This is a genomic window from Methylotenera sp., from assembly GCF_029945705.1.
In the GTDB taxonomy this organism is placed as follows: Bacteria; Pseudomonadota; Gammaproteobacteria; order Burkholderiales; family Methylophilaceae; genus Methylotenera.
Genome location: NZ_JAQSDC010000043.1, coordinates 79,380 through 102,557 on the forward strand (window position 1 = coordinate 79,380; position 23,178 = coordinate 102,557).

General features: G+C 43.7%; 21 protein-coding genes. 10 read left to right on the forward strand and 11 right to left on the reverse strand.

Going from position 1 to position 23,178, the window contains the following annotated elements; genetic code table 11:
* Positions 1-21: 21 nt before the first annotated feature.
* Positions 22-1,524: a CoA-acylating methylmalonate-semialdehyde dehydrogenase gene (locus PSU78_RS09345; protein ID WP_300387326.1), complete on the reverse strand. Its 1,503-nt coding sequence runs from the start codon at positions 1,522-1,524 to the stop codon at positions 22-24.
* A 71-nt stretch (positions 1,525-1,595) separates the two neighbouring features.
* Positions 1,596-3,008 carry an aspartate aminotransferase family protein gene (locus PSU78_RS09350; protein ID WP_300387328.1) on the reverse strand — a complete coding sequence of 471 codons (1,413 nt, stop codon included), beginning with the start codon at positions 3,006-3,008 and terminating at the stop codon, positions 1,596-1,598.
* A gap of 169 nt (positions 3,009-3,177) precedes the next feature.
* Between PSU78_RS09350 and PSU78_RS09355 the strand changes: the two genes are divergently transcribed.
* From PSU78_RS09355 to tpiA, 3 genes are all read left to right on the forward strand, one after another.
* Complete coding sequence (locus PSU78_RS09355; RefSeq protein WP_300387331.1) at positions 3,178-3,732, forward strand: cupin domain-containing protein; 555 nt, start codon at positions 3,178-3,180, stop codon at positions 3,730-3,732.
* 117 nt (positions 3,733-3,849) lie between these two features.
* A complete protein-coding gene (locus PSU78_RS09360; protein WP_300387333.1) occupies positions 3,850-6,060 on the forward strand; it encodes an EAL domain-containing protein in 2,211 nt (736 codons plus the stop codon).
* A gap of 58 nt (positions 6,061-6,118) precedes the next feature.
* Positions 6,119-6,886 carry a triose-phosphate isomerase gene (tpiA, locus tag PSU78_RS09365; protein ID WP_300387335.1) on the forward strand — a complete coding sequence of 256 codons (768 nt, stop codon included), beginning with the start codon at positions 6,119-6,121 and terminating at the stop codon, positions 6,884-6,886.
* Positions 6,887-6,926: 40 nt separating this feature from the next.
* On the opposite strand, the gene PSU78_RS09370 is transcribed toward tpiA, so the two are convergent.
* The 6 genes from PSU78_RS09370 to PSU78_RS09395 form a co-directional block, all read right to left on the reverse strand.
* Complete coding sequence (locus PSU78_RS09370; RefSeq protein WP_300387337.1) at positions 6,927-8,360, reverse strand: gamma-aminobutyraldehyde dehydrogenase; 1,434 nt, start codon at positions 8,358-8,360, stop codon at positions 6,927-6,929.
* Positions 8,361-8,397: 37 nt separating this feature from the next.
* Positions 8,398-9,210 (reverse strand): ABC transporter permease, encoded by an 813-nt coding sequence (locus tag PSU78_RS09375; protein WP_300387339.1) that lies wholly within the window; start codon positions 9,208-9,210, stop codon positions 8,398-8,400.
* On the reverse strand, positions 9,200-10,144 hold the full coding sequence (locus tag PSU78_RS09380) for an ABC transporter permease (protein WP_300387341.1): 945 nt from the start codon (positions 10,142-10,144) through the stop codon (positions 9,200-9,202). The genes PSU78_RS09375 and PSU78_RS09380 overlap by 11 nt, the downstream gene beginning before the upstream one ends.
* Positions 10,145-10,159: 15 nt before the next feature.
* A complete protein-coding gene (locus PSU78_RS09385; protein ID WP_300387343.1) occupies positions 10,160-11,209 on the reverse strand; it encodes an ABC transporter ATP-binding protein in 1,050 nt (349 codons plus the stop codon).
* Between the two features lie 9 nt (positions 11,210-11,218).
* Positions 11,219-12,382, reverse strand: coding sequence for an ABC transporter substrate-binding protein (locus PSU78_RS09390; protein WP_300387345.1), 1,164 nt, complete (start codon positions 12,380-12,382; stop codon positions 11,219-11,221).
* Positions 12,383-12,546: 164 nt separating this feature from the next.
* Positions 12,547-13,044 carry a winged helix-turn-helix transcriptional regulator gene (locus tag PSU78_RS09395; protein WP_300387346.1) on the reverse strand — a complete coding sequence of 166 codons (498 nt, stop codon included), beginning with the start codon at positions 13,042-13,044 and terminating at the stop codon, positions 12,547-12,549.
* Between the two features lie 250 nt (positions 13,045-13,294).
* Here PSU78_RS09395 and PSU78_RS09400 point away from each other — a divergent pair, with 250 nt between their 5' ends.
* The 5 genes from PSU78_RS09400 to PSU78_RS09420 all read left to right on the forward strand — a co-directional run bounded on the left by PSU78_RS09400 (position 13,295) and on the right by PSU78_RS09420 (position 17,684).
* The gene (locus PSU78_RS09400; RefSeq protein WP_300387348.1) at positions 13,295-14,617 is read left to right on the forward strand and encodes a D-amino acid dehydrogenase; all 1,323 of its coding nucleotides are present in this window, start codon (positions 13,295-13,297) and stop codon (positions 14,615-14,617) included.
* Between the two features lie 47 nt (positions 14,618-14,664).
* Positions 14,665-15,759, forward strand: coding sequence for an alanine racemase (alr, locus tag PSU78_RS09405; protein ID WP_300387350.1), 1,095 nt, complete (start codon positions 14,665-14,667; stop codon positions 15,757-15,759).
* A 93-nt stretch (positions 15,760-15,852) separates the two neighbouring features.
* A complete protein-coding gene (locus PSU78_RS09410; protein WP_300387352.1) occupies positions 15,853-16,227 on the forward strand; it encodes a RidA family protein in 375 nt (124 codons plus the stop codon).
* A 10-nt stretch (positions 16,228-16,237) separates the two neighbouring features.
* A complete protein-coding gene (locus PSU78_RS09415) occupies positions 16,238-16,819 on the forward strand; it encodes a TMEM175 family protein (RefSeq protein WP_300387354.1) in 582 nt (193 codons plus the stop codon).
* Positions 16,820-16,961: 142 nt separating this feature from the next.
* Positions 16,962-17,684 carry a PEP-CTERM sorting domain-containing protein gene (locus tag PSU78_RS09420; RefSeq protein ID WP_300387356.1) on the forward strand — a complete coding sequence of 241 codons (723 nt, stop codon included), beginning with the start codon at positions 16,962-16,964 and terminating at the stop codon, positions 17,682-17,684.
* Here the strand turns inward: PSU78_RS09420 and PSU78_RS09425 are convergent.
* Entirely contained in the window at positions 17,681-18,064 is a 384-nt protein-coding gene (locus PSU78_RS09425) for a cupin domain-containing protein (protein ID WP_300387357.1), read from the reverse strand. The genes PSU78_RS09420 and PSU78_RS09425 overlap by 4 nt on opposite strands.
* Positions 18,057-19,415, reverse strand: coding sequence for an aspartate aminotransferase family protein (locus tag PSU78_RS09430; protein WP_300387359.1), 1,359 nt, complete (start codon positions 19,413-19,415; stop codon positions 18,057-18,059). The genes PSU78_RS09425 and PSU78_RS09430 overlap by 8 nt, the downstream gene beginning before the upstream one ends.
* 196 nt (positions 19,416-19,611) lie before the next feature.
* Between PSU78_RS09430 and speB the strand changes: the two genes are divergently transcribed.
* Entirely contained in the window at positions 19,612-20,580 is a 969-nt protein-coding gene (gene speB, locus PSU78_RS09435; protein ID WP_300387361.1) for an agmatinase, read from the forward strand.
* A gap of 16 nt (positions 20,581-20,596) precedes the next feature.
* On the forward strand, positions 20,597-21,937 hold the full coding sequence (locus PSU78_RS09440) for an FAD-binding oxidoreductase (protein ID WP_300387363.1): 1,341 nt from the start codon (positions 20,597-20,599) through the stop codon (positions 21,935-21,937).
* 63 nt (positions 21,938-22,000) lie between these two features.
* On the opposite strand, the gene PSU78_RS09445 is transcribed toward PSU78_RS09440, so the two are convergent.
* Complete coding sequence (locus PSU78_RS09445) at positions 22,001-23,149, reverse strand: ribonucleotide-diphosphate reductase subunit beta (RefSeq protein WP_300387365.1); 1,149 nt, start codon at positions 23,147-23,149, stop codon at positions 22,001-22,003.
* Positions 23,150-23,178 lie beyond the last annotated feature (29 nt).

The window sequence follows — 23,178 nt, forward strand, 5'->3', positions numbered from 1 at the left end:
TTATTAATTGATTGAGCTATTTTACTTCATCGTCGGCATCACAAATTCAGAACCTGTACTTTTAGCAGCAGAAGGCCAGCGAGATGTCGTGGTTTTTAACCGTGTATAAAAACGCATGCCTTCAGTGCCATAAATATGGTGATCTCCAAATAATGAGTGTTTCCAGCCACCAAAGCTATGGAAAGCAATCGGTACAGGTATCGCTACATTCACGCCGACCATACCAGCTTGTACGCGGTTAGTGAACTCGCGCGCAGCTTCACCATCCCGTGTGAAAATGGCTGTGCCATTACCGAATTCGTGGTCGTTCACTAGTTGCAGAGCTTCTTCAAACGTTTCTGCACGCACTATACATAGCACAGGGCCAAAAATTTCCTCTTTATAAATGCGCATATCTTTGTTGACGTGATCGAATAAACAGGGCGCTAAAAAGAAACCCTCTTCGTGACCTTTGTGAATATAGTCACGACCATCAATCACTAGGTTTGCGCCTTCTTTAACGCCTAAATCAACATACTCTTTAACCTTGGCAAAGTGCTGTGGAGTTACTAATGGTCCCATATCGGCCTTTTCATTTAAACCTTGGTCTATGACGATGGTTTTTACTTTCTCTTTTAGTTTTTCAACTAATTGATCCGCAATATCGCCCACTGTGACAGCCACTGAAATCGCCATACAGCGCTCGCCAGCAGAGCCGTAGCCCGCGCCAATCAGTGCATCTGCCACTTGGTCTAAATCTGCATCTGGCATGACGACTAAGTGATTTTTTGCACCGCCCAATGCCTGTACCCGTTTGCCATTCTTAGTACCAGTGCTATAAATATATTCAGCGATAGGTGTTGAACCGACAAAGCTAATGGCTTGAATGCGTTTATCTGAGAGTAATACATCAACCGCTTCTTTATCGCCGTTGACTAAATTGAATACACCCGCTGGCAAACCAGCCTCGGCGAGTAAATCGGCAATCATTAAACTGGCGCTGGGTGTTTTTTCTGAGGGTTTTAGTACAAATGTATTACCAGTGGCTAAAGCCATCGGAATCATCCATAGCGGTACCATAATTGGAAAGTTAAATGGGGTAATGCCAGCTACTACGCCAAGTGGCTGATGCATGCTGTAGGTGTCGATTCCCGTGCCGACTTGCTCGTTAAAATCACCTTTTAGTAAGTGTGGCATACCGCAAGAGAACTCCACTACTTCGATCCCGCGCGTGACTTCTCCGCGTGCATCGCTGATAGTTTTGCCGTGTTCCAGTGAAATGGCTTTAGCTAACTCATTGGCATGTTCATCAAGCAAGGCTTTGAATTTAAACATAATACGTGCACGCCTAAGTGCTGGCATGGCAGACCAAGCGGGGAATGCAGCTTGAGCAGCAGTAATCGCTGCTTCGGTTTCGGCTACGCTCGCGTTACTTAACTTTGCCTGCACTTCACCTGTTGCTGGGTTGTAAACGTCACTTAATCTGCCGCTAGCACCAGCGATGTGCTGACCGTTGATGTAGTGTCCGATGGTTTTTATATTCATTTTTACTATTCCGTTTTATAAGTTGTATACATTTATTATGCTTATCTATTGGTCTTCACTTGACCTATATTTTAGAAGGATTGATGCATCGCCCATGCCTGCTCATTTTTAAGGTGGTTGTTCACAATTAAACCAGCTTCCCCAGCAGCATTCACGCTTTTAATGGCATCTGCAATCGTGTTGAAAATACGGTCGATTTCATGTTTCTCTATGGTTAAGGGCGGTGATATGGCGATGATTTCACCAGTAAAGCGCACATGTATGCCCATTTCAAAGCATTTTAAATAAGTAGCGAATGCCATTGCGCTTGGTTTACCTGCGATTGACTCAAACTCAATGCCAGCTACTAAACCAATGTTGCGGATGTCTTTCACCATCGGCAAGCCTTTTAGGCTGTGTGCAGCTTGTTCGAAGTAGGTGCTTAAACTGGCAGCTCTATCTTCTAATTTTTCTGCTGCAAAAATATCTAGCGTAGCGATGGCTGCGGCGCAAGCAATTGGAATGGCGCTGTAGGTGTAACCATGTGGCAATTCAATGGCGCCTGCTGGCGATTTTTCCATAAAGGCATCGTAAATTTCGCGCTTAACGGCCACCGCACCCATTGGTACAACGCCGTTAGTGAGGCCTTTAGCACAGGTAATGATGTCTGGAATCACATCAAAGTAATCAGCGCCAAACTTCGTACCAAGTCGCCCAAAGCCAGTAATCACTTCATCAAAAATGAGCAAAATCCCATATTGTGTGCATATTTCACGTAGACGTTTTAAGTAGCCTGCTGGCGGCACCACTACACCAGCAGAGCCTTGCATAGGTTCTACAATCAGCGCGGCAATGGTCGATGGGTCATGTAGCGTGAGTATGCGTTGCTCAAACTCATTGGCTAAGGCAACGCCGCCATCGGCAGGTACGCCTTTGGTAAATGCATTTTTTGCAATATCTAATGGATGACGGATATGGTCAACCCCTGCTAAGCTATTTCCAAACGCTTTACGATTGCCAGCAATTCCACCCACGGCAATACCTCCAAAATTCACGCCGTGATAACCACGTTCACGGCCAATCAGCTTATTGCGCAAAGGGTTGCCACATACCCTGTGGTAGGCGAGCACTATTTTAAGTGCTGTGTCGACAGATTCTGAGCCTGAGTTAGTAAAGAAAATGCGGTCTAAGCCAGCGGGCATATAGGCCGCAACACGTTCCGCCGCTTCAAAAGCTAATGGGTGGCTGGCTTGAAATGGAGGTGCAAAATCTAGTGTTAATAATTGGTTGCCCACTGCCGAAGCAATCTCACTACGTCCATGCCCAGCTGGGACACACCACAAACCTGCCGTGCCATCCAGAATCTGTCTGTCGTCAATTGAAGTAAAGTAGTTGCCTTTAGCCGCTTTAAATAGTCGTGGCATGGCTTTAAATTGCCGATTCGCAGTGAATGGCATCCAATAGTGAGACATATTAGGCAGTTTAATGGGGTTGCTTTGCGACATGATGGCCTTTCTAAAAAACTCAAATATCATAAGTATATTCAGATGTTTAGTAAACTATGTCAATGCTGGTTTTTAATAAAATTAAATGATTGATTTTATTGGTTTTAATTATGTAAGTGATATTGTATATTTAACACTTTAAACACACTAAAATCGAGCAGATATAAATATGGAAGTAGATTTAGGCGCAAGGTTAAGAATTGTTCGCTTACGACATCAACTCTCGCAGCGAGCTTTGGCGAAAAAGGCTGGGGTAGCTAACGCGACCATTTCATTGATTGAATCTGGAAATACTAGCCCTTCAGTCAGTGCGCTTAAGCGCATACTTGCTGGTATTCCAATGACTTTGGCTGAGTTTTTCTCAGATGAGTTGCCGAATATGCAAAGTGAAGTATTTTACCGTGCTGAATCACTGACGGAAATTAGCGGCGGTGAAGGCATTTCTTATCGGCAAATCGGTTCGGCAAAAGCGGGTCACGTTTTACAAATACTTTATGAAACGTATGAAGTGGGTGCAGATACTGGTTTAAATATGCTGCAACATGAAGGTGAAGAGGGCGGCGTGATATTATCAGGTCGATTGGAAGTCACCGTCGGCGAATCCACACGGGTGTTAGGCGTCGGCGATGCGTATTATTTTAATAGTAATTTGCCGCATCGCTTTAGAAACGCAGGTTCTCAGCCATGCACTTTAGTGAGCTCATGTAGTCCACCAACGTTTTAATATTAAAAGACTTAATATTAATTTACCTGAAAAATGTAGTTAAGTTTTTGCTTGATAAGCACAATACGCTAACATGAGTTTAATGCTGATTGCGTTTGGAAGAATGAGTATAAGTAAATGGAATTTAGAGTAAGCATTCCTACTGTTGAGAAAACAAAGTCCTTTCTAGCTAAAGCTGGAGTCATTGGGCTTATCTATTTTATCACGGCCTATTTAGGCACATTTATTATCCCCTATATTGATGCAATCTCATTTTTTGAGTTGCCTGCTATTGCGCTAGCTGGTGCAATAGTCGTCAGGTATGGCTGGACTGGTATATTAGGTTGCGTTGTAGGTTCATTACTGTTTCACTTACTGAAGATGCCATGGCAGCTAGCTGCAATTTTGGCTATTGGTAGCGGTATTTCGGCATTTATATTCAACTATCTATTAAGACTCTTGCGCCCTTCAGTGGTGACTATTAACCAAGTGTCCACTGTGGCGGCATTTGCTTTTGTGGCTGCGCCCATTGCAAGTGCAGTACATACCGTTATTTCAATATTGAGTATGCAGTGGCTAGGCTTTACGTTTTGGGACTCGATAGCGCAAACGATGATGGCGTGGTGGTTTAGTGAGTTGTTGCTTTCTTATCTCACTGTACCTTTATTGCTTTCAATATTCGCATTTCAAAAAATTTACTTCGAAATACATGAAAAGCTTGAGATGGCTACGGCATTTGTCGCGATGGTTATTGTTTCTTGGCTAATCTTGGCATACGGTCATATGTTGGCATCATCAGAGATTATCATTTTTGTGTTGTTGGCCTTTGTGTTATTAGCGGCGCTTAGATTTAAAACCATTGTTACGCATGCGGCTATTTTTATGGCAGCACTTATTGCTTTTGCTACACTTATTTTCAACGTTGATCACATCAATTCTGAGTTGTATTCGAATGCAGTATTTACACTTAAAATTGGGCTTATTCCTATGGCGTTGGGCGGTTTGTTTGTAGCTTCCGCATTCACAGAACGCCATAACGCGGAAGCTGAACTCAATAAGTTAGCGAATCATGACCCGCTTACATCGTTGCCCAATCGTACTTACTTTCAACACTTTTTAACACACAGTCTTGCGCAAGCCTCTCGCCAAAAACAGCAGGTCTACTTACTTTTTATTGATTTAGATCGCTTTAAGAAAATTAATGATTCAGAGGGGCATGAGCTAGGCGATGCAGTACTTAGACTGATTGCTACGCGTTTGAACGAAATTTTGCGTGCTGATGACTTTGTCGCGCGTTTAGGCGGAGATGAGTTTGCCGTCGTATATACGCATCCTCCGATAAATAATGCAGCGAGCAATTTAGCCAGAAAAATTATTGGCATTATTTCAGAATCATTTGAACTGCAGGGTAGACGTTACAGTGTTGGAGCGAGTATCGGCATTAGTGTTTACCCTAACGATGCTACTGATGCACACGCTTTGCTTCGACATGCTGATTTGGCAATGTATCAAGCAAAAAGCAAACGCAGTGGTTTTGAGTACTTTAGTGAAGAAATGAATGTCTACGCGCATGAGCAGCTAGCAATAGAAAATGGTTTAAGACAAGCCTTAGAGAAGGGCGAGTTGCTATTGATGTATCAACCTAAAGTGGATTTACGCACCAACCAAGTGGTGGGTTTAGAGGCATTAGTGCGCTGGCTAACCAATGCAGGCGTATTAACTAGCCCAGATAAGTTTATCCCAATTGCTGAAGAAACAGGCCTCATTGTGCCAATTGGACGCTTTGTCATCCGCGAGGCTTGTGAGCAATGGGTGAGATGGTATGAGGCAGGGCTTAATCCGCCACCTGTCGCGGTGAATATCTCACCACGGCAATTTAGTGATTTGTCCTTAATTTCCGATATTTTAGAAATCATCAAAACTACGCGTATGAATCCTGCTATGCTTAACGTGGAGATTACCGAAAGTGCAACAATGGATGATCCTGAAATGACCATGGAGATTCTGGCAGAAATGCGCGCACTTAATCTGCATCTGTATATTGATGACTTTGGTACGGGGCATTCAAATCTAGGTCAGCTCAGGCGCTTGCCAATCGATGCGGTTAAAATCGACAAGAGTTTTATTAACGACGTATTAACAAATAATGACGATGCGGAAATTGTGACTGCGATTATTAATTTGGCGCATGCATTAAAAATTCGGGTGGTGAGTGAAGGCATAGAAACCAAAGCGCAACTGGCGTTCTTGAGAGAATTGGGTTGTGATGAAATACAAGGTTTCCTCGTGAGTAAGCCAGTTTCTCACAGCCAAGTTGAGACGTTTTTTAATAAGACAATAAAGCTTTAATGTGGCTTGTAAATCGGCCATGAATTTTAAACTAGGGATTGTAAACTCAGGATTTTAAATGAGACGTAAGCTAGTGGTTGCAAACCGAAAAATGAACGGCTCTTTATCCAGTAACAAATCCTTTTTAGAGGGCTTATTAGCTGGCACTCGTGATTATCCACATGCAGATTACTCAGTGTGCATGCCACATCCCTATTTATTTCAAGCTGAGGCTTTGTTAAAGAACAGCCCCATCAGTTGGGGCGGGCAGAATATGAGCCGCTATGAGTCTGGTGCTTATACCGGCTCGGTTTCGCCTGGCATGATAAAAGAGTTTGGCTGTGAGTACGTGATTATCGGTCATTCAGAACGTCGTCAGCGCGGGCATGATACAGACCACTCAATTGGTGAGCGCTTTGATGTAGCCATTAAAGCGGGTCTAAAACCAATTTTTTGCATGGGTGAAACCTTAGAGGAGTATGAGGAGGGTATTACCGACGTGGTAACTATTCGGCAGCTCAATGCGGTGATTGCAGCGATTGGTGTGAAAGGCTTAGCGGATGGTGTGCTCGCCTACGAGCCTGTATGGGCAATCGGCACAGGTAAAGCCGCTTCTCCAGAACACGCGCAAAATATTCTGAGTTTTTTGCGCGGGCATATCGAGCTGTTAGATACGGGCATAGCTGAGAATATTCGCATCCTCTATGGTGGAAGCGTGAAAGCAGATAATGCCGCCAAGTTGTTCTCTATGCCTGATATAGATGGTGGCTTGGTGGGTGGCGCATCACTCAATACGGGTGAGTTTGTTGCGATATGCCAAGCTGCAAGCAATGCTTATCAAAACTAATACTTAGCGCTTTATAAGCATTGCTTGTAGATTGACTTTTTTATAGCTTAATCATGATATGCCGCACGCTGCTGTAATCTTCAATGGCGTACATTGACATATCTTTACCATAGCCTGATTTTTTCATACCACCGTGTGGCATTTCAGAAACTAGCATAAAGTGCGTGTTAACCCAAGTGCAACCGTACTGTAACTCAGCTGAAACGCGCATAGCTCTTGATACATCTGATGTCCAAACTGAGCTAGCAAGACCATATTCTGAGTCGTTTGCCCAACCCACAACTTGTTCCTCATCATCAAAACGGGTAATTGAAACCACAGGGCCAAATACTTCTTTTTGGACGATTTCATCGGTTTGTAAAGCGCCTGCAATAATAGTTGGTTGATAAAAAAAGCCACGACCATCACGAGGCTTACCGCCTGTAGTAATTTCAATGTGCTTTTGCGCGGCTGCACGGTCTACAAAACCTGCTACACGCTCACGTTGACGTGCAGAAACTAATGGCCCCATTTCTACACCATCGTCTTTTTGTTCGCCTACTTTAATGCTGGATGCAGCGGAGGATAAATCAGCCACTAACTTATCGTAGATTTTCTTACCTGCATAAATGCGGCAAGCGGCGGTGCAATCTTGCCCTGCGTTGTAAAAGCCGAAAGTGCGCACACCTTCTACCACTGAGGCGATATCCGCATCATCAAACACAATTACAGGTGCTTTCCCACCCAATTCTAGGTGGGTACGTTTCACACTTTTTGCAGCCACTTCCATGATTTTTTGACCCGTTGAAATATCACCAGTAATTGAAATCATTTGCACTTGCGGCTGCGAAATCATAGGTGCGCCAACAGATTCACCACGCCCATTTAAAATATTGACTACGCCTGCTGGAAAAATATCTGCAATTAAAGTCGCAAGTTTTAAGGTGGTGAGAGGTGTCATTTCTGATGGCTTAAGAACTACCGTATTGCCAGCGGCTAATGCAGGGCCAAGCTTCCACGCCGCCATCATGAGTGGGTAGTTCCACGGTGCGATTGAAGCCACAACGCCAAGCGGGTCGCGGCGTATCATGCTGGTATGACCTGCTAAATACTCACCAGCTAATGAGCCTGTCATATTGCGTATGGCGCCTGCAAAAAAGCGAAATACGTCAGCAACGGCAGGAATCTCATCATTCAAAGCTGCTAAATAAGGCTTTCCGCAATTGATAGATTCCAGCTCAGCAAAACTTTCTGCATCAGATTCAATGGCATCGGCGAGTTTAAGCAACATGGTTGCGCGATCGCGCGGTGTGGTTTTTTTCCAGCTAGAAAAAGCCTTTGCCGCTGCAGCAACAGCTTCTTGAATTTGCGTCAAAGAAGCCTCAGCAACTTGCGTTATTTCTACTTCAGTTGCTGGGTTCAGCACGCTGATTAATGCACCTTCACCTTTAACAAACTTACCGTTGATGAGTAGTTGAGTCTGAAAATTTTGCATTTCTTTTATCCTCTTTGAAAATTATATATTATTAATTTTAACGGCTACTGCCCGCAATGCTTTCTGTGCCACGTGTTAAATAATAGGCTGCAATAATGGGTATGGCAGTAATGAGCATGACCATCATTGCTACAACGTTGGTGATAGCTGCATCACGCGGTCTTGATAGTTGGTTAAGCAGCCAAATTGGTAATGTGACTTCATGTCCAGCAGTGAATATGGTCACAATGAGCTCATCAAATGAAAGTGCAAACGCAAGCAAAGCGCCAGCTAATAGTGCGGTAGCGAGCTGTGGCAATACGATAAATCGAAAGGTGGTCAATCCATCTGCCCCCAAGTCCATAGAAGCTTCAATTAAGTTATGTGGCATGCGCCTGAAGCGTGCGACGACATTGTTGTAAATCATCACCACGCAAAACGTAGCATGACTGACTACAATGGTTAAAAAACCCAGTGTAATATCGAGAATGTTCATCGCCGAGAGTAATGCGATTCCTGTGATAATGCCGGGGAGCGCTATAGGTAAAATCAGCATTGTTGTAATCGCTTCTTTGCCAAAGAAATTACGTCTATAGAGCGCTGCAGCGGTCATGGTACCCATGATGATTGCCAGTAATGTTGCGACTGTTGCCACTTTGAGCGATAAAACAATTGCTGACATGACATCTTCACGTGCAAATGCTGCATGAAACCAACGCAAGGTAAAGTGAGTGCTGCCACCGTCACCCGCTACAAAGGCGTTAATCACGATGACAACAATCGGAAAGTGTAAAAATACCAAACCACCATAAGCCAAGGTTTTTAGCCAAATTGGTGCGCTTGATTGATTTTGATTGTTTTTAGAGTGCATCAAATGCTCCAGCGCGTTTGGCAAGTGATAAGTAAATGAAGATTAGCGTAATGGGTACGACTGTAAATGCCGCCGCTAGCGGCATATTGCCTACCGAACCTTGCATCGTGTACACCATCGTGCCTATATACAGTCCGCTAGGGCCAATAAGTTGCGGAATGATGTAATCACCCAATGTTAGCGAGAAAGTGAAAATTGAGCCTGCTACTATGCCAGGGAAGACTAATGGAAGCAGTACACGGCGAAAGGTTTGTGCTGGCTTTGCGCCTAGGTCGGCAGAGGCTTGCAGTAAGTTGGTAGGTACACGCTCAAGTGCGGCTTGTATAGGCAAAATCATAAATGGCAGCCAAATATAGGTGAACACTATAAAGCGCCCTAGGTTGGAGGTTGCTAGCGTATTGCCACCGATAGCTGGTATTTGTAACACGTGGTTAAGGGCATTGGATAAGCCTAAGTGATTGATGCACCAATACAAAATACCTTGTTGAGATAAGATCACTGTCCAAGCATAGGTTTTCACGATGTAGCTTGCCCACATCGGCAACATGACTGCAATATAGAAAAGTCCTTTTTCAGCTCGGCTACCATAGCGTGTCATGTAATACGCGATGGGGAAAGCCATGCAAGCACAAGCCAGCGTTACCGCAATTGCCATGCTGAGTGTGCGCAGAATGATGTCCAGATTAGTTGCATCAAAAAGACTGTGGTAGTTTTCGAGTGTTAAATCATTTGAAACCGCCATGCTGAAGCTATCAAACGTATAAAAACTCTGCCACAGTAAAGCGAATAATGAACCCAAGTAAACCACACCAAACCAAAGTAGCGGCGGGGTGAGTAACAAAAATAGAAAGAGATTGCTCTTGCGGTAAAGCGTATTGCTAAGTTTTCGTCCAAATGGTTTTGAAGTATCGGCGGTTATGGTTGTTGATTGCATGATGGTGGTGCGACACTAAATTGCTTGATTTTCCAGCATGACCATACGACTTTTCGACCAGTATAGGTTTAACTTCTGGCTGATTTTAGGCAGTTCAGGCTCAGATAGTTCTGTGTTGGAAAGCACTATGAACAACATTTGGTTGCCAACCCGCACCTCAATCTTACTCGTAGCGCCATGGTACTGAATATCAACCACTTCGCCCGCTACTTTAATGGTGTCATTTTGCATATGATTGAGCTGATGAGTATCTAGGTTGATATGTTCAGGACGTATCGAAAACGGTTGGTTTTGACCTGTAAGTTGCTGGGCTAGCACACTCTTAATTACATTCGAAGTGCCAACAAAATCTGCAACAAAGCTGGTTTTAGGCTGCATGTAAAGATTACGAGGTGTATCAACTTGCTCGATTTTTCCTCGATTAAACACCGCCACGCGGTCAGACATTGATAATGCCTCGCTTTGGTCGTGTGTGACATAGATGAACGTAATGCCCAGCTTCTTATGTAGTGTTTTGAGTTCAAGCTGCATTTGCTCGCGTAGCTTTAAATCCAACGCACCCAGCGGTTCATCCAGTAATAAGACCCTTGGTTTATTCACGAGTGCTCGCGCTAATGCAACGCGTTGGCGCTGACCACCTGATAGCTCACTTGGTCTACGTTGACCATATTCTGCCAAGGCGACTTGCTCTAATGCTTGCTCCGCGAGTTTATAGCACTCTGGCTTGGCGATGCCTTTCACACGGAGACCATAAGCCACGTTATCTAGCACGTTCATGTGAGGGAACAATGCGTAATCCTGAAAAACGGTGTTTACTTCACGTTCATATGGCGGTGTTCCTGCCGCCTCTTTTCCGAAAATTTTAATGCTACCTATGCTTGGCTGCTCGAAGCCAGCAATGAGTCGCAAACAAGTGGTTTTACCAGAACCACTTGGCCCCAGCATTGAAAAGAACTCACCCTCTGCGATGGAAATTGAAACATTATCAACCGCACGAACATCGCCATAGTGCCTACTGACAGTAGAAAATTCTACGGCAGCAAACGCATTTGAAATAGCAACCATCAGCTACAACTATCTGCCACCCATGATGGCAATATAGTCTGATGTCCAGCGGCTGTATGGTACACAGCCTTCTTTAAGTGAACATTTGGCTTGTGGTGTTCTCCAGAATTTAATTTCCGCATAACGACTAAAGCCGTTATCTGCGCAGAAGTCGCTGCCACCGGGTGCTTTAGTTTTACATGCAGTTGGCACCACAGGATTAGAGCCGAACCACTCCGCCACACCAACTTGCGTTTCTGGTGCTAGTGAGTGTTCTAGCCATTTGTAAGCACAGTTTGGGTGTTTTGCTTTACTCGCTAACATCGTGGTATCTGCCCAGCCCGTAGCACCTTCGGTTGGAATCACCGAGGCAATTGGTTGCTTCTCTGTTTTTAATGCATTCACCTGATATGGCCATGCGCCAGAGGCAACTACCCCTTCTTTTTTGAAGTCGGTCATTTGTACTGTTACATCATGCCAATAGCGATGTGTAAGAATTTTTTGCTGGCGCAGCAACTTTAATACAGCCGCATATTGTTTTTCGTTCAATTCATATGGATCTTTAATGCCAAGCGATGGGTCTTTTTTCATCAAATATAGCGCTGCATCAGCAATGTAAATTGGGCCATCATAGGCCTGGATGCGACCTTTATTGGGCTTGCCATCGGGTAGGTTTTGCGGCTCGAATACTGTCGCCCATGAGGTGGGTGCTGTTTTGAAAGTTGCCGTGTTGTACATCAATACATTCGGGCCCCATTGGTAAGGTACGCCGTAATGTTTGCCGCCAACTGTATGCCATGGGGCATTTTGTAAGCGGCTATCAACTGTAGCCCAAGAAGGTACTAAGGCGGTGTTGATAGGCTGTACTTTTTTACCCGCAACTAACCTTAAACTAGCATCGCCAGAAGCGGTGACTAAGTCATAGCCACCTTTATTCATGAGTGAAACCATTTCGTCTGAAGTACCCGCGGTTTTCACATTAACCTTGCAACCAGTTTCTTTCTCAAAACTTGTTACCCAGTCATAATTTTTATCAGATTCTCCGCGCTCGAGGTATCCAGGCCAAGCAATGACATCTAATTGACCTTCACCTTGCCCAACTTTTGCTGTATCTGCCTGAACGCTATATGTTTCAGTCATTAACATGGTAGATAAGGCGACGATTAAGGTTTTATTAATAAATGTAGATGTCATTTCTAAGCTCCTAATAATGTCAAAATTTCGAGAGAATTAAAACGTATTATTTTTATTGGAATGAATGCATATTTCTAACAATACAATAGCATTGTTTTCTTATATTGGGCATGCAGCAAGAGCCATTTAGATTATTTGCTTGGAGCCACTTTTTTAGTGATAACTCAGTCTTTGGTTTCCACTAACGGTAACGCAAAACCTTCTTTAACCTCTTCCATCACGATATAACTTCTAGACTCTTGTGCGCCTGGAAGTGTGAGTAATATGTCGCCCAGTAAGGTTCGGTAATCTGCCATTTGTGCGATACGCGCTTTAATTAAATAATCAAAGTCACCTGATACTAAGTGGCATTCCAGCACGCTGGGCAACTTGAGAATTTCTTGTTTGAATTTGCCGAAAATTGCACCAGATTTGGTTGAAAGTTTTAACTCAACAAATACTAACAAGCCTAAGCCGAGCGAGTGCGGATCTAAGCGGGCGTGATAGCCTAGAATAACTCCTTCTTTTTCTAAAGTTTTGACACGTTCACCACATGGCGTCACCGAAAGCCCCACGCGTTCTGCAAGCTCTGTAATTGGGATACGGGCATTTTCTTGCAGCACGGATAGAATTTTTAAGTCTATCCGATCAAGCTCTCGAACAGCATGGGTACGAATTCGCATGATTTATTTCCCATTAAATAATGTAAAAACTATAATAAGTCATAAATTTGGAGATTGATATTCACTTAATGAATAATTTAAGTGAAATTAACTTTTTAATTGTCGTTAATTAGATAAAAGCTATTGGTATTAGTCAATAAACTGGCACTTACAGGCTTTTATTAACTGAATGTTAGTTAATGTTTTATGAGAATATATTCTTAATGCCGTGTTAATACTGTAAGCGTTAATACTATAGTGGAGAGTCGTCATGCGGGTGTTGGTATTGGGTTCTGGCGTAGTGGGCGTTACAAGTGCCTATTATTTGGCAAAAAAAGGATTTGATGTCACGGTAATAGATCGGCAGCCAGCCGTAGGTCTAGAAACTAGCTATGCCAATGCTGGGCAAATATCCCCAGGTTACTCTGCGCCTTGGGCTGCACCAGGGGTACCGATGAAAGCGCTAAAGTGGATATTTCAGCGCCATTCGCCGCTTGCATTAAAGCCTGATTGGTCATTGTGGCAGCTTGAATGGACGCTGAAGCTATTACAAAACTGCAATGCTAAAAGTTACGACCTGAACAAAGAGCGCATGGTACGTTTGGCTGAATATAGCCGTGATTGCTTGGGTGAGCTTCGTGCTGATGCAGGCATCGCCTACGAAGCCCGTACGCAGGGTACTTTGCAGGTATTTCGCACGCAAAAACAACTAGATGCTGAGGCAAAAGATATTGCCGTATTAAGTCGAATGGGTGTGCCATTTGAGCATTTGGATCCAGCAGCTTGCGTTAAAGTGGAGCCAGGTTTGGCATCGGTAAAAGATAATCTATTAGGTGGCTTGCGTCTGACGCATGATGAAACTGGAGATTGCCAGATATTTACCACTAACTTGGCGAAAGAAGCCCAAAAACTAGGGGTAAAATTTAGGCAAGACGTCACTATTAATCGATTGCTAACGAGTCATGGAAAACTGACTGGTGTAGAAATCAGCACGCAAAACGGTAGTGAGGTATTGGAAGCTGATCAATATGTGGTCGCACTTGGTAGTTATTCACGTCAATTGATGCAAGGCTTGGGCTTAGATATTCCAGTCTATCCAGTTAAAGGTTATTCGCTTACTGTGCCAATTATTAACAGTGATGCTGCGCCTATATCTACCGTCATGGATGAAACTTACAAAGTGGCCATTACCCGCTTCGATAATCGTATTCGCGTGGGAGGTATGGCAGAATTAGCTGGCTTTGATTTAAGCTTAAATCCCCGCAGGCGTGAAACCTTAGAGATGGTGTTAAATGGATTATTCCCTGACGCTGGCGATACGTCGCAAGCACTGTTCTGGACTGGTCTACGCCCGATGACACCAGACGGCACACCTATCATAGGCAAAGCTTCTGCTGTATACAATAATGTTTGGCTCAACACTGGCCACGGCACACTGGGTTGGACCATGGCATGTGGTTCTGGGCAAGTATTAGCAGATTTACTTGCAAATCATCAGCCAGCTATTCAAACAGATGATTTGTCGCTTGGTCGATATGCTGGAAGTCGCTACAATAAATGCGCTCAAACAAGCCCTGCGTTGAATAATCGCTAGATTTAAATAATCTCAAATTAAACTAACTTAAAGTAAATTAAATAGTCATGTCACGCCCAGCAATCGCCCATATTCGTTTAGATGCATTAAGGCATAATTACCGTGTTGCCAAGCATCTTCATGGCGGTAAGGCACTGGCCGTGATTAAAGCTAATGCTTATGGGCATGGCGCTGTACATTGTGCTAAGGCCATAGAAGGTGAGGCTGATGGTTTTGCTGTCGCCTGTTTAGAAGAGGCGCTGCAACTTCGTGAAGCAGGGATTCCTGAGCCAATTTTGCTGCTGGAAGGCTTTTTTGAGGCATTAGAATTGCCTGAAATAGTTGCCAATAATTTGTGGATTGTGGTGCATGCCCAATGGCAAGTAGAGATTTTGTTAGCTGCCAAGCTTGCTAAACCTTTGCATGTATGGCTAAAAATGGATAGTGGTATGCATCGAGTCGGTTTGTCGCCAATTGAATATAGTCAAGCTTTTGAGCGCCTTAATAATCACAAAAACGTGGCAAAAATAGTGATGATGACGCATTTCGCCAATGCAGATAATGTGAGTTCGAACCATACTTTGCAACAAATTGAGATTTTTCAAAAGGTCACTCAAGGGTTAAGCACAGAAACTAGCTTGGCGAATTCAGCAGCAATTTTAGGTTGGAAGCAAGCAAAATGCTTAGGTGATACAAAAAACCAGTGGACTAGGCCAGGCATCATGCTATACGGCGCAGATCCTTTAATGAATGCTGAAACCAAATTAAAACCTGTGATGCAACTTACTTCAAAAATAATTTCGATTAGGAGCATCAAACAAGGTGAGTCAATAGGTTACGGTAGCATATTCACCGCAGAACGCGACACAATAGTGGGCATAGTGGCTTGCGGCTATGCAGATGGTTATCCACGCTCAGCAGTGACTGGAACACCTATGGCCGTGGATGGTGAAATGACACGCTTAATCGGTCGCGTTTCCATGGATATGCTATTTGTCGATTTAACTGACATTCCCAATGCCACTATTGGTAGTCTAGTAGAGTTATGGGGTAATCAAGTATCTGCCAATGTTGTGGCTAAAAGTGCTGGCACTATTGCTTATGAGCTATTTTGCAATGTAAAACGCGCACATTTTCAATACTTTGATGCTGCCAATATATAAGCCGCCATATTTAGCACCGTATATCTTCTTATACTTTAATATTGCTCTACATTATAATCTTGCTACATTCACTTTTCCAAAAAAGGACTTCATATGCACATTATTCAAACACCAAATGCACCTGCCGCAATCGGCCCATATTCTCAAGCGATGGTAGTGGGGGATTTATTATTTACTTCAGGTCAAATTCCATTACGTGCGGATGGCACTCTAGTTGAAGGCAATATTACAGTGCAAACTACGCAAGTCTTAGTGAATTTAAAAGCAGTGATTGAAGCCGCTGGTTCAAGCTTGGATAAAGTGGCTAAAACAACTGTATTTTTAAAGAATCTGGATGACTTCGTCGCCATGAATAAAGTGTACGCCGAAACTTTTGGTACACACACGCCAGCACGTTCAACCGTACAAGTTGCTAAATTGCCACGTGATGTCTTAGTGGAAATTGAAGCGATCGTCTCTTTAGCTTGAGTAAAGCTTAATGGAAAAGAACCGCTTAGAAGCTTTTAGTGATGGCGTGATTGCTATTATCATTACCATTATGGTGCTTGAGTTGAAAGTGCCGCATGGTAGTGATTTTGCCTCCCTAGAACCCTTACTACCCGTATTTCTAAGCTATGTATTAAGCTTTATATACGTGGGCATTTATTGGAACAATCATCATCACATGTTGCAGACGGTTCAGCATGTGAAAGGCAGTATATTGTGGGCTAATTTACACTTGTTATTTTGGTTGTCATTATTTCCGTTTGTTTCTGGCTGGATGGGTGAGAATCACTTCGCCGCAATGCCTTCCGCGCTCTATGGGCTAGTGTTGTTGATGGCTGCCATTGCTTATTCAATATTGCAACGTACTATTATTGCTAGTCAAGGTGAAAACTCTTTACTAGCAAAAGTGGTGGGGCGTGATGTTAAAGGTAAGTTATCTTCCTTACTTTATATTGCAGGTATTGCCACGGCGTTCTTTTCACCAACGCTTTCAGGTTTAATTTATGCAGCAGTGGCTTGTATCTGGTTTGTGCCGGATAGCCGCATTGAGCGGTTAATAGGTCAAAATTCTTAGATCTCGTAATATAAAGCCTAGTTTGTTATGCAGTTATTCCGCCTTTTTTATGGGTGGATTAACTGGTTACTGATTCATCAAAATGTAATAAACCCCTACAGGCACTGACCTAAAATAGAGCAATTAACTATTGGGGGATTTTATGTCTCGACTTTTGTGCGTTTTTTGCTTTTTGGCTCTTCTGCCTTTTGCAGCAAATGCAACTTCAATTTCATTAGCAAGTATCGTAAACACCAATTGCTCAGGCACTTTAACCTCATCATTGCTAAACGGTGCGTCATTTTCCTGTGCTGGTAACCTTATATTAAATGGCGGTTCTATTACGTCAGATTCAGTAATTAATATTTCAGCAGATGGAGATTTGTTTCTAGATAATCTTTATCTTGCTGCACCGAGTGTTAATTTTTCTAATTCGTCTGGAGTATTGATTGTTGGAAATGGCGTTGTAATTAATACCACGGTTTTAGTAAACCAAAATATACCAAAGCCAATTTTACAGTTGTCTGACTTTAAGCTTTCGCAAGATGAAATTGTAAGTTTTAATTTAGGAGCTACGGGTTCAGCGGGACTAATAAGTGTAGGTTCTAACGAGACTAATAGTGTTGCCCTAGGAGTAGGTGCTAATTTTGGGAAACTGTTTTTGACAAATGCAAATGGGGTAGTTTATCCAATAGCTCATAACCCCCAGATTGTTGGTGGTGCCTTAGTTTTAGGCACTGTAGGAGGGAATAATTTAGTGGCGACACAAGGCGATATGATGTTGTCAGCCTCTCCACTTTTATTAGTGTCATCTATTCCTGAACCAAAAACCTATGCCTTAATGCTTTTAGGTATAGGTTTAATTTCACTTAGACAGAGAGTTTAATTTTGCCAAATCACATATACTTTTTTGATTGCCTCTAACGTTTCCCAAGTGCCCTTAAATCCAGCAGGTAGGGCGAAGATACTTCCAGCACCAAACTCTTTAGCGCTTCCATTCATATCGGTTAAACGCACGCGACCTTCTAAAATAACGCAAACCTCTTCCTCGGTATAATTCACAGTTTTAGCGCCTACACTTGAATGCCAAATACCTGCAAAAAAATGTTCGCTTGGATCCGTGTAGTGGTTGTATGTTTCCATGGTGATTTTGGTATTGGCATCGCTAGCAACACCTGCTATAACGCGTTCTTGCGGTACTGTAGCCAGTTCAACCTCTACTTTGTTGGTGGCGAAATCAATTACATCATTTATTGTTTTATTCACTACATAATTCCTTTAAAAAATCATTAAATAATCGTACTAACTTTGTAATATCAGCCTCAGTTGTAGCGGGGCAAATCAACATCATGTTGTGAAATGGTGTGAGTAAAACGCCACGATTGAGTAAATATAAATGTATGGCAGACTCTATCGTGTCATTTTGTGCGGCGCGTGCTTCTGTGGCATTTTGGGGTGGCTTTTCGCAAAACTGCAATTCAAGCCGAGCACCCATGCGGCTAATATTCCAAGGTAAATTATGTACCGCGATAGCGGTGCTTAATTGAGTTTCTAGCATAGCGGCCAGTGCAAGCATGTGTTGGTATGCCGCTTCGGTAGCGGTTTCACGCAACGTTGCGTTGATGGCTGCTAGCGTCATCATATTGCCAGACAAGGTCGTGCCTATGCCAGAATGCCCAGCAGGTGCGTTATCTTTGGCGGCTTTCATTCGGTCTGCCATGGTCTCGCTAAAGCCATAGGCTGCTGCTGGTAAGCCACCTGCGATGGGTTTGCCAACCACTAAGAAATCAGGCGTGACGCAGTTGGCTTTAGCCCAGCCGCCACGTGCGGTTGATATTGTATGGGTTTCATCTAGCGTTAATAAAGTGCCGTATTTTGTGGTGAGCGTGCGCAAGTTTTCAATAAAACCATTTTGTGGTAACACCATACCGCAGTTGGTGAGCGCGGGTTCTGTGAGTAGCACTGCGACATCACCTTTGGCTAATTCTCGTTCAACGGCGGCTAAATCATTAAAGGGTACCGCTGTTGTATGTAGGCCTAAGTCATACACTTGGCCTAACAAGCTGGCTCGGTTGACCGTTTTTCCGTCAATAATATCTATTTCAGTGTCGTCAATTGTTCCATGATAACAACCATCAAATACTAGTAGCTTGTTCCTACCTGTGACGGCACGTGCCCAGCGCAACACAAAGCGATTTGCATCGGTCGCGGTGGTGGCCAGCTGCCAATAATCCAAGCCAAAGAAATCGCTTAGTGCTTCGCCAACATCAGGCGCGATTGTTGATGGCAACATTGCTGTATAGCCGCGACTGGCTTGTGCGGCGATAGCTTTAGCGACTGCCGCAGGGCTATGCCCAAACATGGCGCCTGTGTCACCCAAGCAGAAGTCTGTGTAGTCAATACCGTCAGCACAGGTGAAGTGTGCACCTTCGGCATGACTGATAAATAGGGGAACAGGCGTACCCCAATCGTTCATCCAATGCATCGGTACGCCGTACAGAAAGTGTTGGTTAGCCTTGGTTGATAATTCGGCAGACTTGGGATGCAACTTCACGTATTTGGTGCGTTCACTTGCGAGCAGCCCGCTAGCATTAGTGATTAAGTTGGTATTTAACATGATGAGCAACTTTAAATTTAAAATTTTGAGCTTTAAAATAAACTAAGTGGTTCTAACAAAAATGCTAAATTGGCTCTATTTGTTAAACCAAAGATTTAGTTTAACATTTAATGAATAGTCTGCATAAATAATGCGTACAAATATTTTGTATAAATGTATGCTAATGGTAAATTAATTGAATTGAAGGGAGAGGCTTATGGATCACGGTTTTGCATTTAGTTCAGTAGGAGGTTTTCTAGGCCTGCCGATCACAAACCAGTCTATATCAGATTCGGGAAATAAGTCTGAGCAAACAATGACTGCTGGTACTTTCGCCGTTGCCGGTATTACTTGGGATGGCTGCGTGACTAACCGCCCTGGCGCTCGCTTCGGGCCCAATGCCATACGCCAAGCCAGCCATATGCTATGCGGTGATGAGCATCCCTTATTTGATGTCACACCTGTCGACAATACCGTAGATTTAGGGAATTTACTGTTGCCCAATACTAGCCTAGAAAGCATGCGTACTGCGCTCATGCCTCAAGCCAGTGCATTAATTGGTCAATACGAAATGGTCTGGCTGGGTGGCGACCACTCCATTACCCTGCCTTTATTACATGCTTACTTTGCACATTACAAGCAGCCGCTTGCTTGCATTCATTTTGATGCGCATTGTGACACTTGGGAAAGCCATTTTGGTGAGCCTTCTGGTCATGGCACTTGGGTATATGAAGCGATTACAGAAGGTTTGGTCGACCCCAAATGTTTTATACAAATAGGCATACGTTCTTCTGGTGAGCGTGCTGCACGCGAGTTTGTGAATGACCAAGGCGGGCGGATTTTTACTGCGCGTGAGCTACGTGGCAAAGATGGTGCCGCGCTACAAAGTGTGATTGACGAAGTACGCGAGCGCTTGGCAAAGGCGGGTAATCCTCCCTTATATTTAAGCTTCGATATTGATGCATTAGATCCAGCCTTTGCCCCAGGTACAGGTACGCCAGAGGTCGGCGGGTTAACGACTGCGCAAGCCATGACACTGCTAGAGGCTTGGCATGATTTGAATTGGGTTGGCATGGATTTATGTGAGGTATCTCCGCCTTATGATCATGCGGAGTTAACTTCAAATGCTGCAGCCACATTGATATGGACATGGTTGTGTGGCCGCATTGTGGCTAAAAAAATCTAATCGGAAGGTAAAAAGTATGTCTGCCGCTACAGAATTAAAGCTTACACAAAACTCATATTACGCGGCGAGTGCGAACGAACAGCCTATTTATTCTAAACTTGAGTCGAATATCGAAGCTGATGTTTGCGTGGTTGGAGGTGGCTTTGCTGGATTATCTGCCGCGATAGAGTTAGCAGATCGAGGTTACTCCGTAGTCGTGTTAGAAGCTAAACACATAGGTTGGGGCGCAAGTGGTCGCAATGGTGGGCAAATCATTGCAGGTTTAGCCTGTGAGCAAGAGGTGATTGAAAAAGCATTGGGTTTTGACGCGGCAAAAAAAGTGTGGGGCATGTCGCTGGAGGCTCTAGATTTGGTGCGGGAGCGCGTTAAACGCTTTGATATTGATTGTGACTTAAGCGATGGTTTTCTAGGTGTTTCGGTCAATGCGAAAAAAGGTGCATCTCTGAGAAGTTGGTATGAGGATATGGCAAAGCGCTACCAATATGACGCTGATGCAGAATGGATAGAGCCTAAAGATCTGCGAAAATGGATAGATAGCCCGCGCTATTTCAACGGTTATTTTGATAAGCGCTCGGGACATTTGCATCCACTTAATTATTGCCTAGGTTTGGCTAAAGGCGCCAGCCGCATTGGCGTACGTGTTTTCCAGAATTCAGCGGTAACGGCAATGCAGCAAGCTAATGCCAGTAATCATGACTTAACTTCTTTGCATACGGCAACAGGCAGTGTGAAAGCGAAATTTGTAGTACTGGCTGGCAATATGTATTTACCTGAAATTTCACCAAAACTTGCGCCAAGTTTAGCTAAGCGCATTATGCCTGTTGGTACATATATTGTTGCTACCGAGCCGATTGCACCTAGTTTAGCTAGCCAATTAATCCCCACTAATTCGGCCGTTTGTGACACTAATTTTGTGCTCGATTACTTTAGGTTTTCTGCAAAAACTCAAGCCAGTGGGCCACGGATGATTTATGGCGGACGTGTAAGTTATAGCGCTTTAACACCACCTAATTTGACACAGAATATGCAAGCACGCATGGCTGAAACTTTTCCACAACTTAAAGACACCAAAGTGGATTTTACTTGGGGTGGCTTCGTCGATATTACGATGAATCGTGCGCCAGATTTCGGAAAAATTTCGCCTAATGTATATTATTTACAAGGTTTTTCAGGGCATGGTGTGGCGTTGACTGGCTTGGCAGGAAAGCTAGTTGCCGAGGCTATAGCAGGTCAGGCGGAACGTTTAGATTTGTTAGCAAGCATCAAACATCACGATTTTCCTGGAGGAAAATTATTGCGTACACCTGCATTAGTGCTGGGTATGTTGTGGTATCAGTTGCGAGACAAGTTGGGTTGATGGCCAGATAGTTGATTGATTAGAGATGACCTTGAACTAAAATCATCCCTAATTACTTGTACGTTAATCCCAACTCAAAGCGCCGCCAGTTTGGTACTCAGTTATGCGGGTTTCAAAAAAGTTTTTCTCTTTCTTTAAATCCATCATTTCACTCATCCATGGGAATGGATTTGTCGCTCCAGGATACAACACATCTAAGCCAATCTGCGTACAACGACGGTTGGCAATAAAACGTAAATACTCTTTAAACATCGTAGCGTTTAACCCTAGTACGCCGCGTGGCATAGTCGCCTCTGCATAGCGATACTCTAACTCTACGCCTTGCTGCATCAAGCTTTTGATTTCCTCGCGGAACTCAGCTGTCCATAAATGCGGGTTTTCAAGTTTTATCGTATTAATTACATCAATGCCAAAATTACAGTGCATCGATTCATCACGCAAAATGTATTGATATTGCTCTGCCGCGCCTTGCATTTTATTTTGACGACCAAGTGCAAGAATCTGTACAAAGCCTACATAGAAAAATAAACCTTCCATAATGCAAGCAAATACAATCAATGAGCGAAGCAATTTTTGGTCAGCCTCAGGCGTACCAGTTTTAAATGATGGGTCAGTTAAAATGTTGATGAATGGAATTAAAAAGTCATCCTTATCTTTAATGCTTGCCACTTCTTGGTAGGCATTAAAAACCTCAGATTCGTCTAAACCCAAACTTTCTACGATGTACTGATAAGCGTGCGTGTGAATGGCCTCTTCAAAGCCTTGACGTAGTAAATATTGGCGACATTCTGGTGCGGTAATGTGGCGGTAAGTGCCGAGTACAATATTGTTCGCAGCGAGCGAGTCAGCAGTAGTGAAGAAGCCTAAATTACGCTTCACGATTAAGCGTTCGTCATCAGTTAGTGCGGTGCTATCTTTCCATTGAGCAATATCCCGACTCATAGAAACCTCTTGCGGCATCCAATGGTTAGCACAGCCCGCTAAATACTTGTCCCAAGCCCAATGGTATTTAAACGGTACGAGCTGGTTAACGTCGGTTTGGCCGTTAATCATGCGCTTGTCAGAGGCGTTTACGCGGCCTGAGTGTGACGCTTGATTGGCTGCGACAGGTGCGGCTAATGGTGAAGTTACTGCATTATTTCCCGCTACTTTTAATGCTGGCGTTGTTATTATTGTTTCTTCTAGTACCGCATCATCTTCAAATGAAAGCATGATTTTTCCTTAATTTTGGTTGGTTGTTT

What these genes read in the sequence shown, in the direction of transcription:
- PSU78_RS09345 (WP_300387326.1), bottom strand. Translation starts at nt 1,524, where the DNA reads ATGAATATAAAAACCATCGGACACTACATCAACGGTCAGCACATCGCT.
- PSU78_RS09350 (WP_300387328.1), bottom strand. Translation starts at nt 3,008, where the DNA reads ATGTCGCAAAGCAACCCCATTAAACTGCCTAATATGTCTCACTATTGG.
- PSU78_RS09355 (WP_300387331.1), top strand. Translation starts at nt 3,178, where the DNA reads ATGGAAGTAGATTTAGGCGCAAGGTTAAGAATTGTTCGCTTACGACAT.
- PSU78_RS09360 (WP_300387333.1), top strand. Translation starts at nt 3,850, where the DNA reads ATGGAATTTAGAGTAAGCATTCCTACTGTTGAGAAAACAAAGTCCTTT.
- tpiA (WP_300387335.1), top strand. Translation starts at nt 6,119, where the DNA reads ATGAGACGTAAGCTAGTGGTTGCAAACCGAAAAATGAACGGCTCTTTA.
- PSU78_RS09370 (WP_300387337.1), bottom strand. Translation starts at nt 8,360, where the DNA reads ATGCAAAATTTTCAGACTCAACTACTCATCAACGGTAAGTTTGTTAAA.
- PSU78_RS09375 (WP_300387339.1), bottom strand. Translation starts at nt 9,210, where the DNA reads ATGCACTCTAAAAACAATCAAAATCAATCAAGCGCACCAATTTGGCTA.
- PSU78_RS09380 (WP_300387341.1), bottom strand. Translation starts at nt 10,144, where the DNA reads ATGCAATCAACAACCATAACCGCCGATACTTCAAAACCATTTGGACGA.
- PSU78_RS09385 (WP_300387343.1), bottom strand. Translation starts at nt 11,209, where the DNA reads ATGGTTGCTATTTCAAATGCGTTTGCTGCCGTAGAATTTTCTACTGTC.
- PSU78_RS09390 (WP_300387345.1), bottom strand. Translation starts at nt 12,382, where the DNA reads ATGACATCTACATTTATTAATAAAACCTTAATCGTCGCCTTATCTACC.
- PSU78_RS09395 (WP_300387346.1), bottom strand. Translation starts at nt 13,044, where the DNA reads ATGCGAATTCGTACCCATGCTGTTCGAGAGCTTGATCGGATAGACTTA.
- PSU78_RS09400 (WP_300387348.1), top strand. Translation starts at nt 13,295, where the DNA reads ATGCGGGTGTTGGTATTGGGTTCTGGCGTAGTGGGCGTTACAAGTGCC.
- alr (WP_300387350.1), top strand. Translation starts at nt 14,665, where the DNA reads ATGTCACGCCCAGCAATCGCCCATATTCGTTTAGATGCATTAAGGCAT.
- PSU78_RS09410 (WP_300387352.1), top strand. Translation starts at nt 15,853, where the DNA reads ATGCACATTATTCAAACACCAAATGCACCTGCCGCAATCGGCCCATAT.
- PSU78_RS09415 (WP_300387354.1), top strand. Translation starts at nt 16,238, where the DNA reads ATGGAAAAGAACCGCTTAGAAGCTTTTAGTGATGGCGTGATTGCTATT.
- PSU78_RS09420 (WP_300387356.1), top strand. Translation starts at nt 16,962, where the DNA reads ATGTCTCGACTTTTGTGCGTTTTTTGCTTTTTGGCTCTTCTGCCTTTT.
- PSU78_RS09430 (WP_300387359.1), bottom strand. Translation starts at nt 19,415, where the DNA reads ATGTTAAATACCAACTTAATCACTAATGCTAGCGGGCTGCTCGCAAGT.
- speB (WP_300387361.1), top strand. Translation starts at nt 19,612, where the DNA reads ATGGATCACGGTTTTGCATTTAGTTCAGTAGGAGGTTTTCTAGGCCTG.
- PSU78_RS09440 (WP_300387363.1), top strand. Translation starts at nt 20,597, where the DNA reads ATGTCTGCCGCTACAGAATTAAAGCTTACACAAAACTCATATTACGCG.
- PSU78_RS09445 (WP_300387365.1), bottom strand. Translation starts at nt 23,149, where the DNA reads ATGCTTTCATTTGAAGATGATGCGGTACTAGAAGAAACAATAATAACA.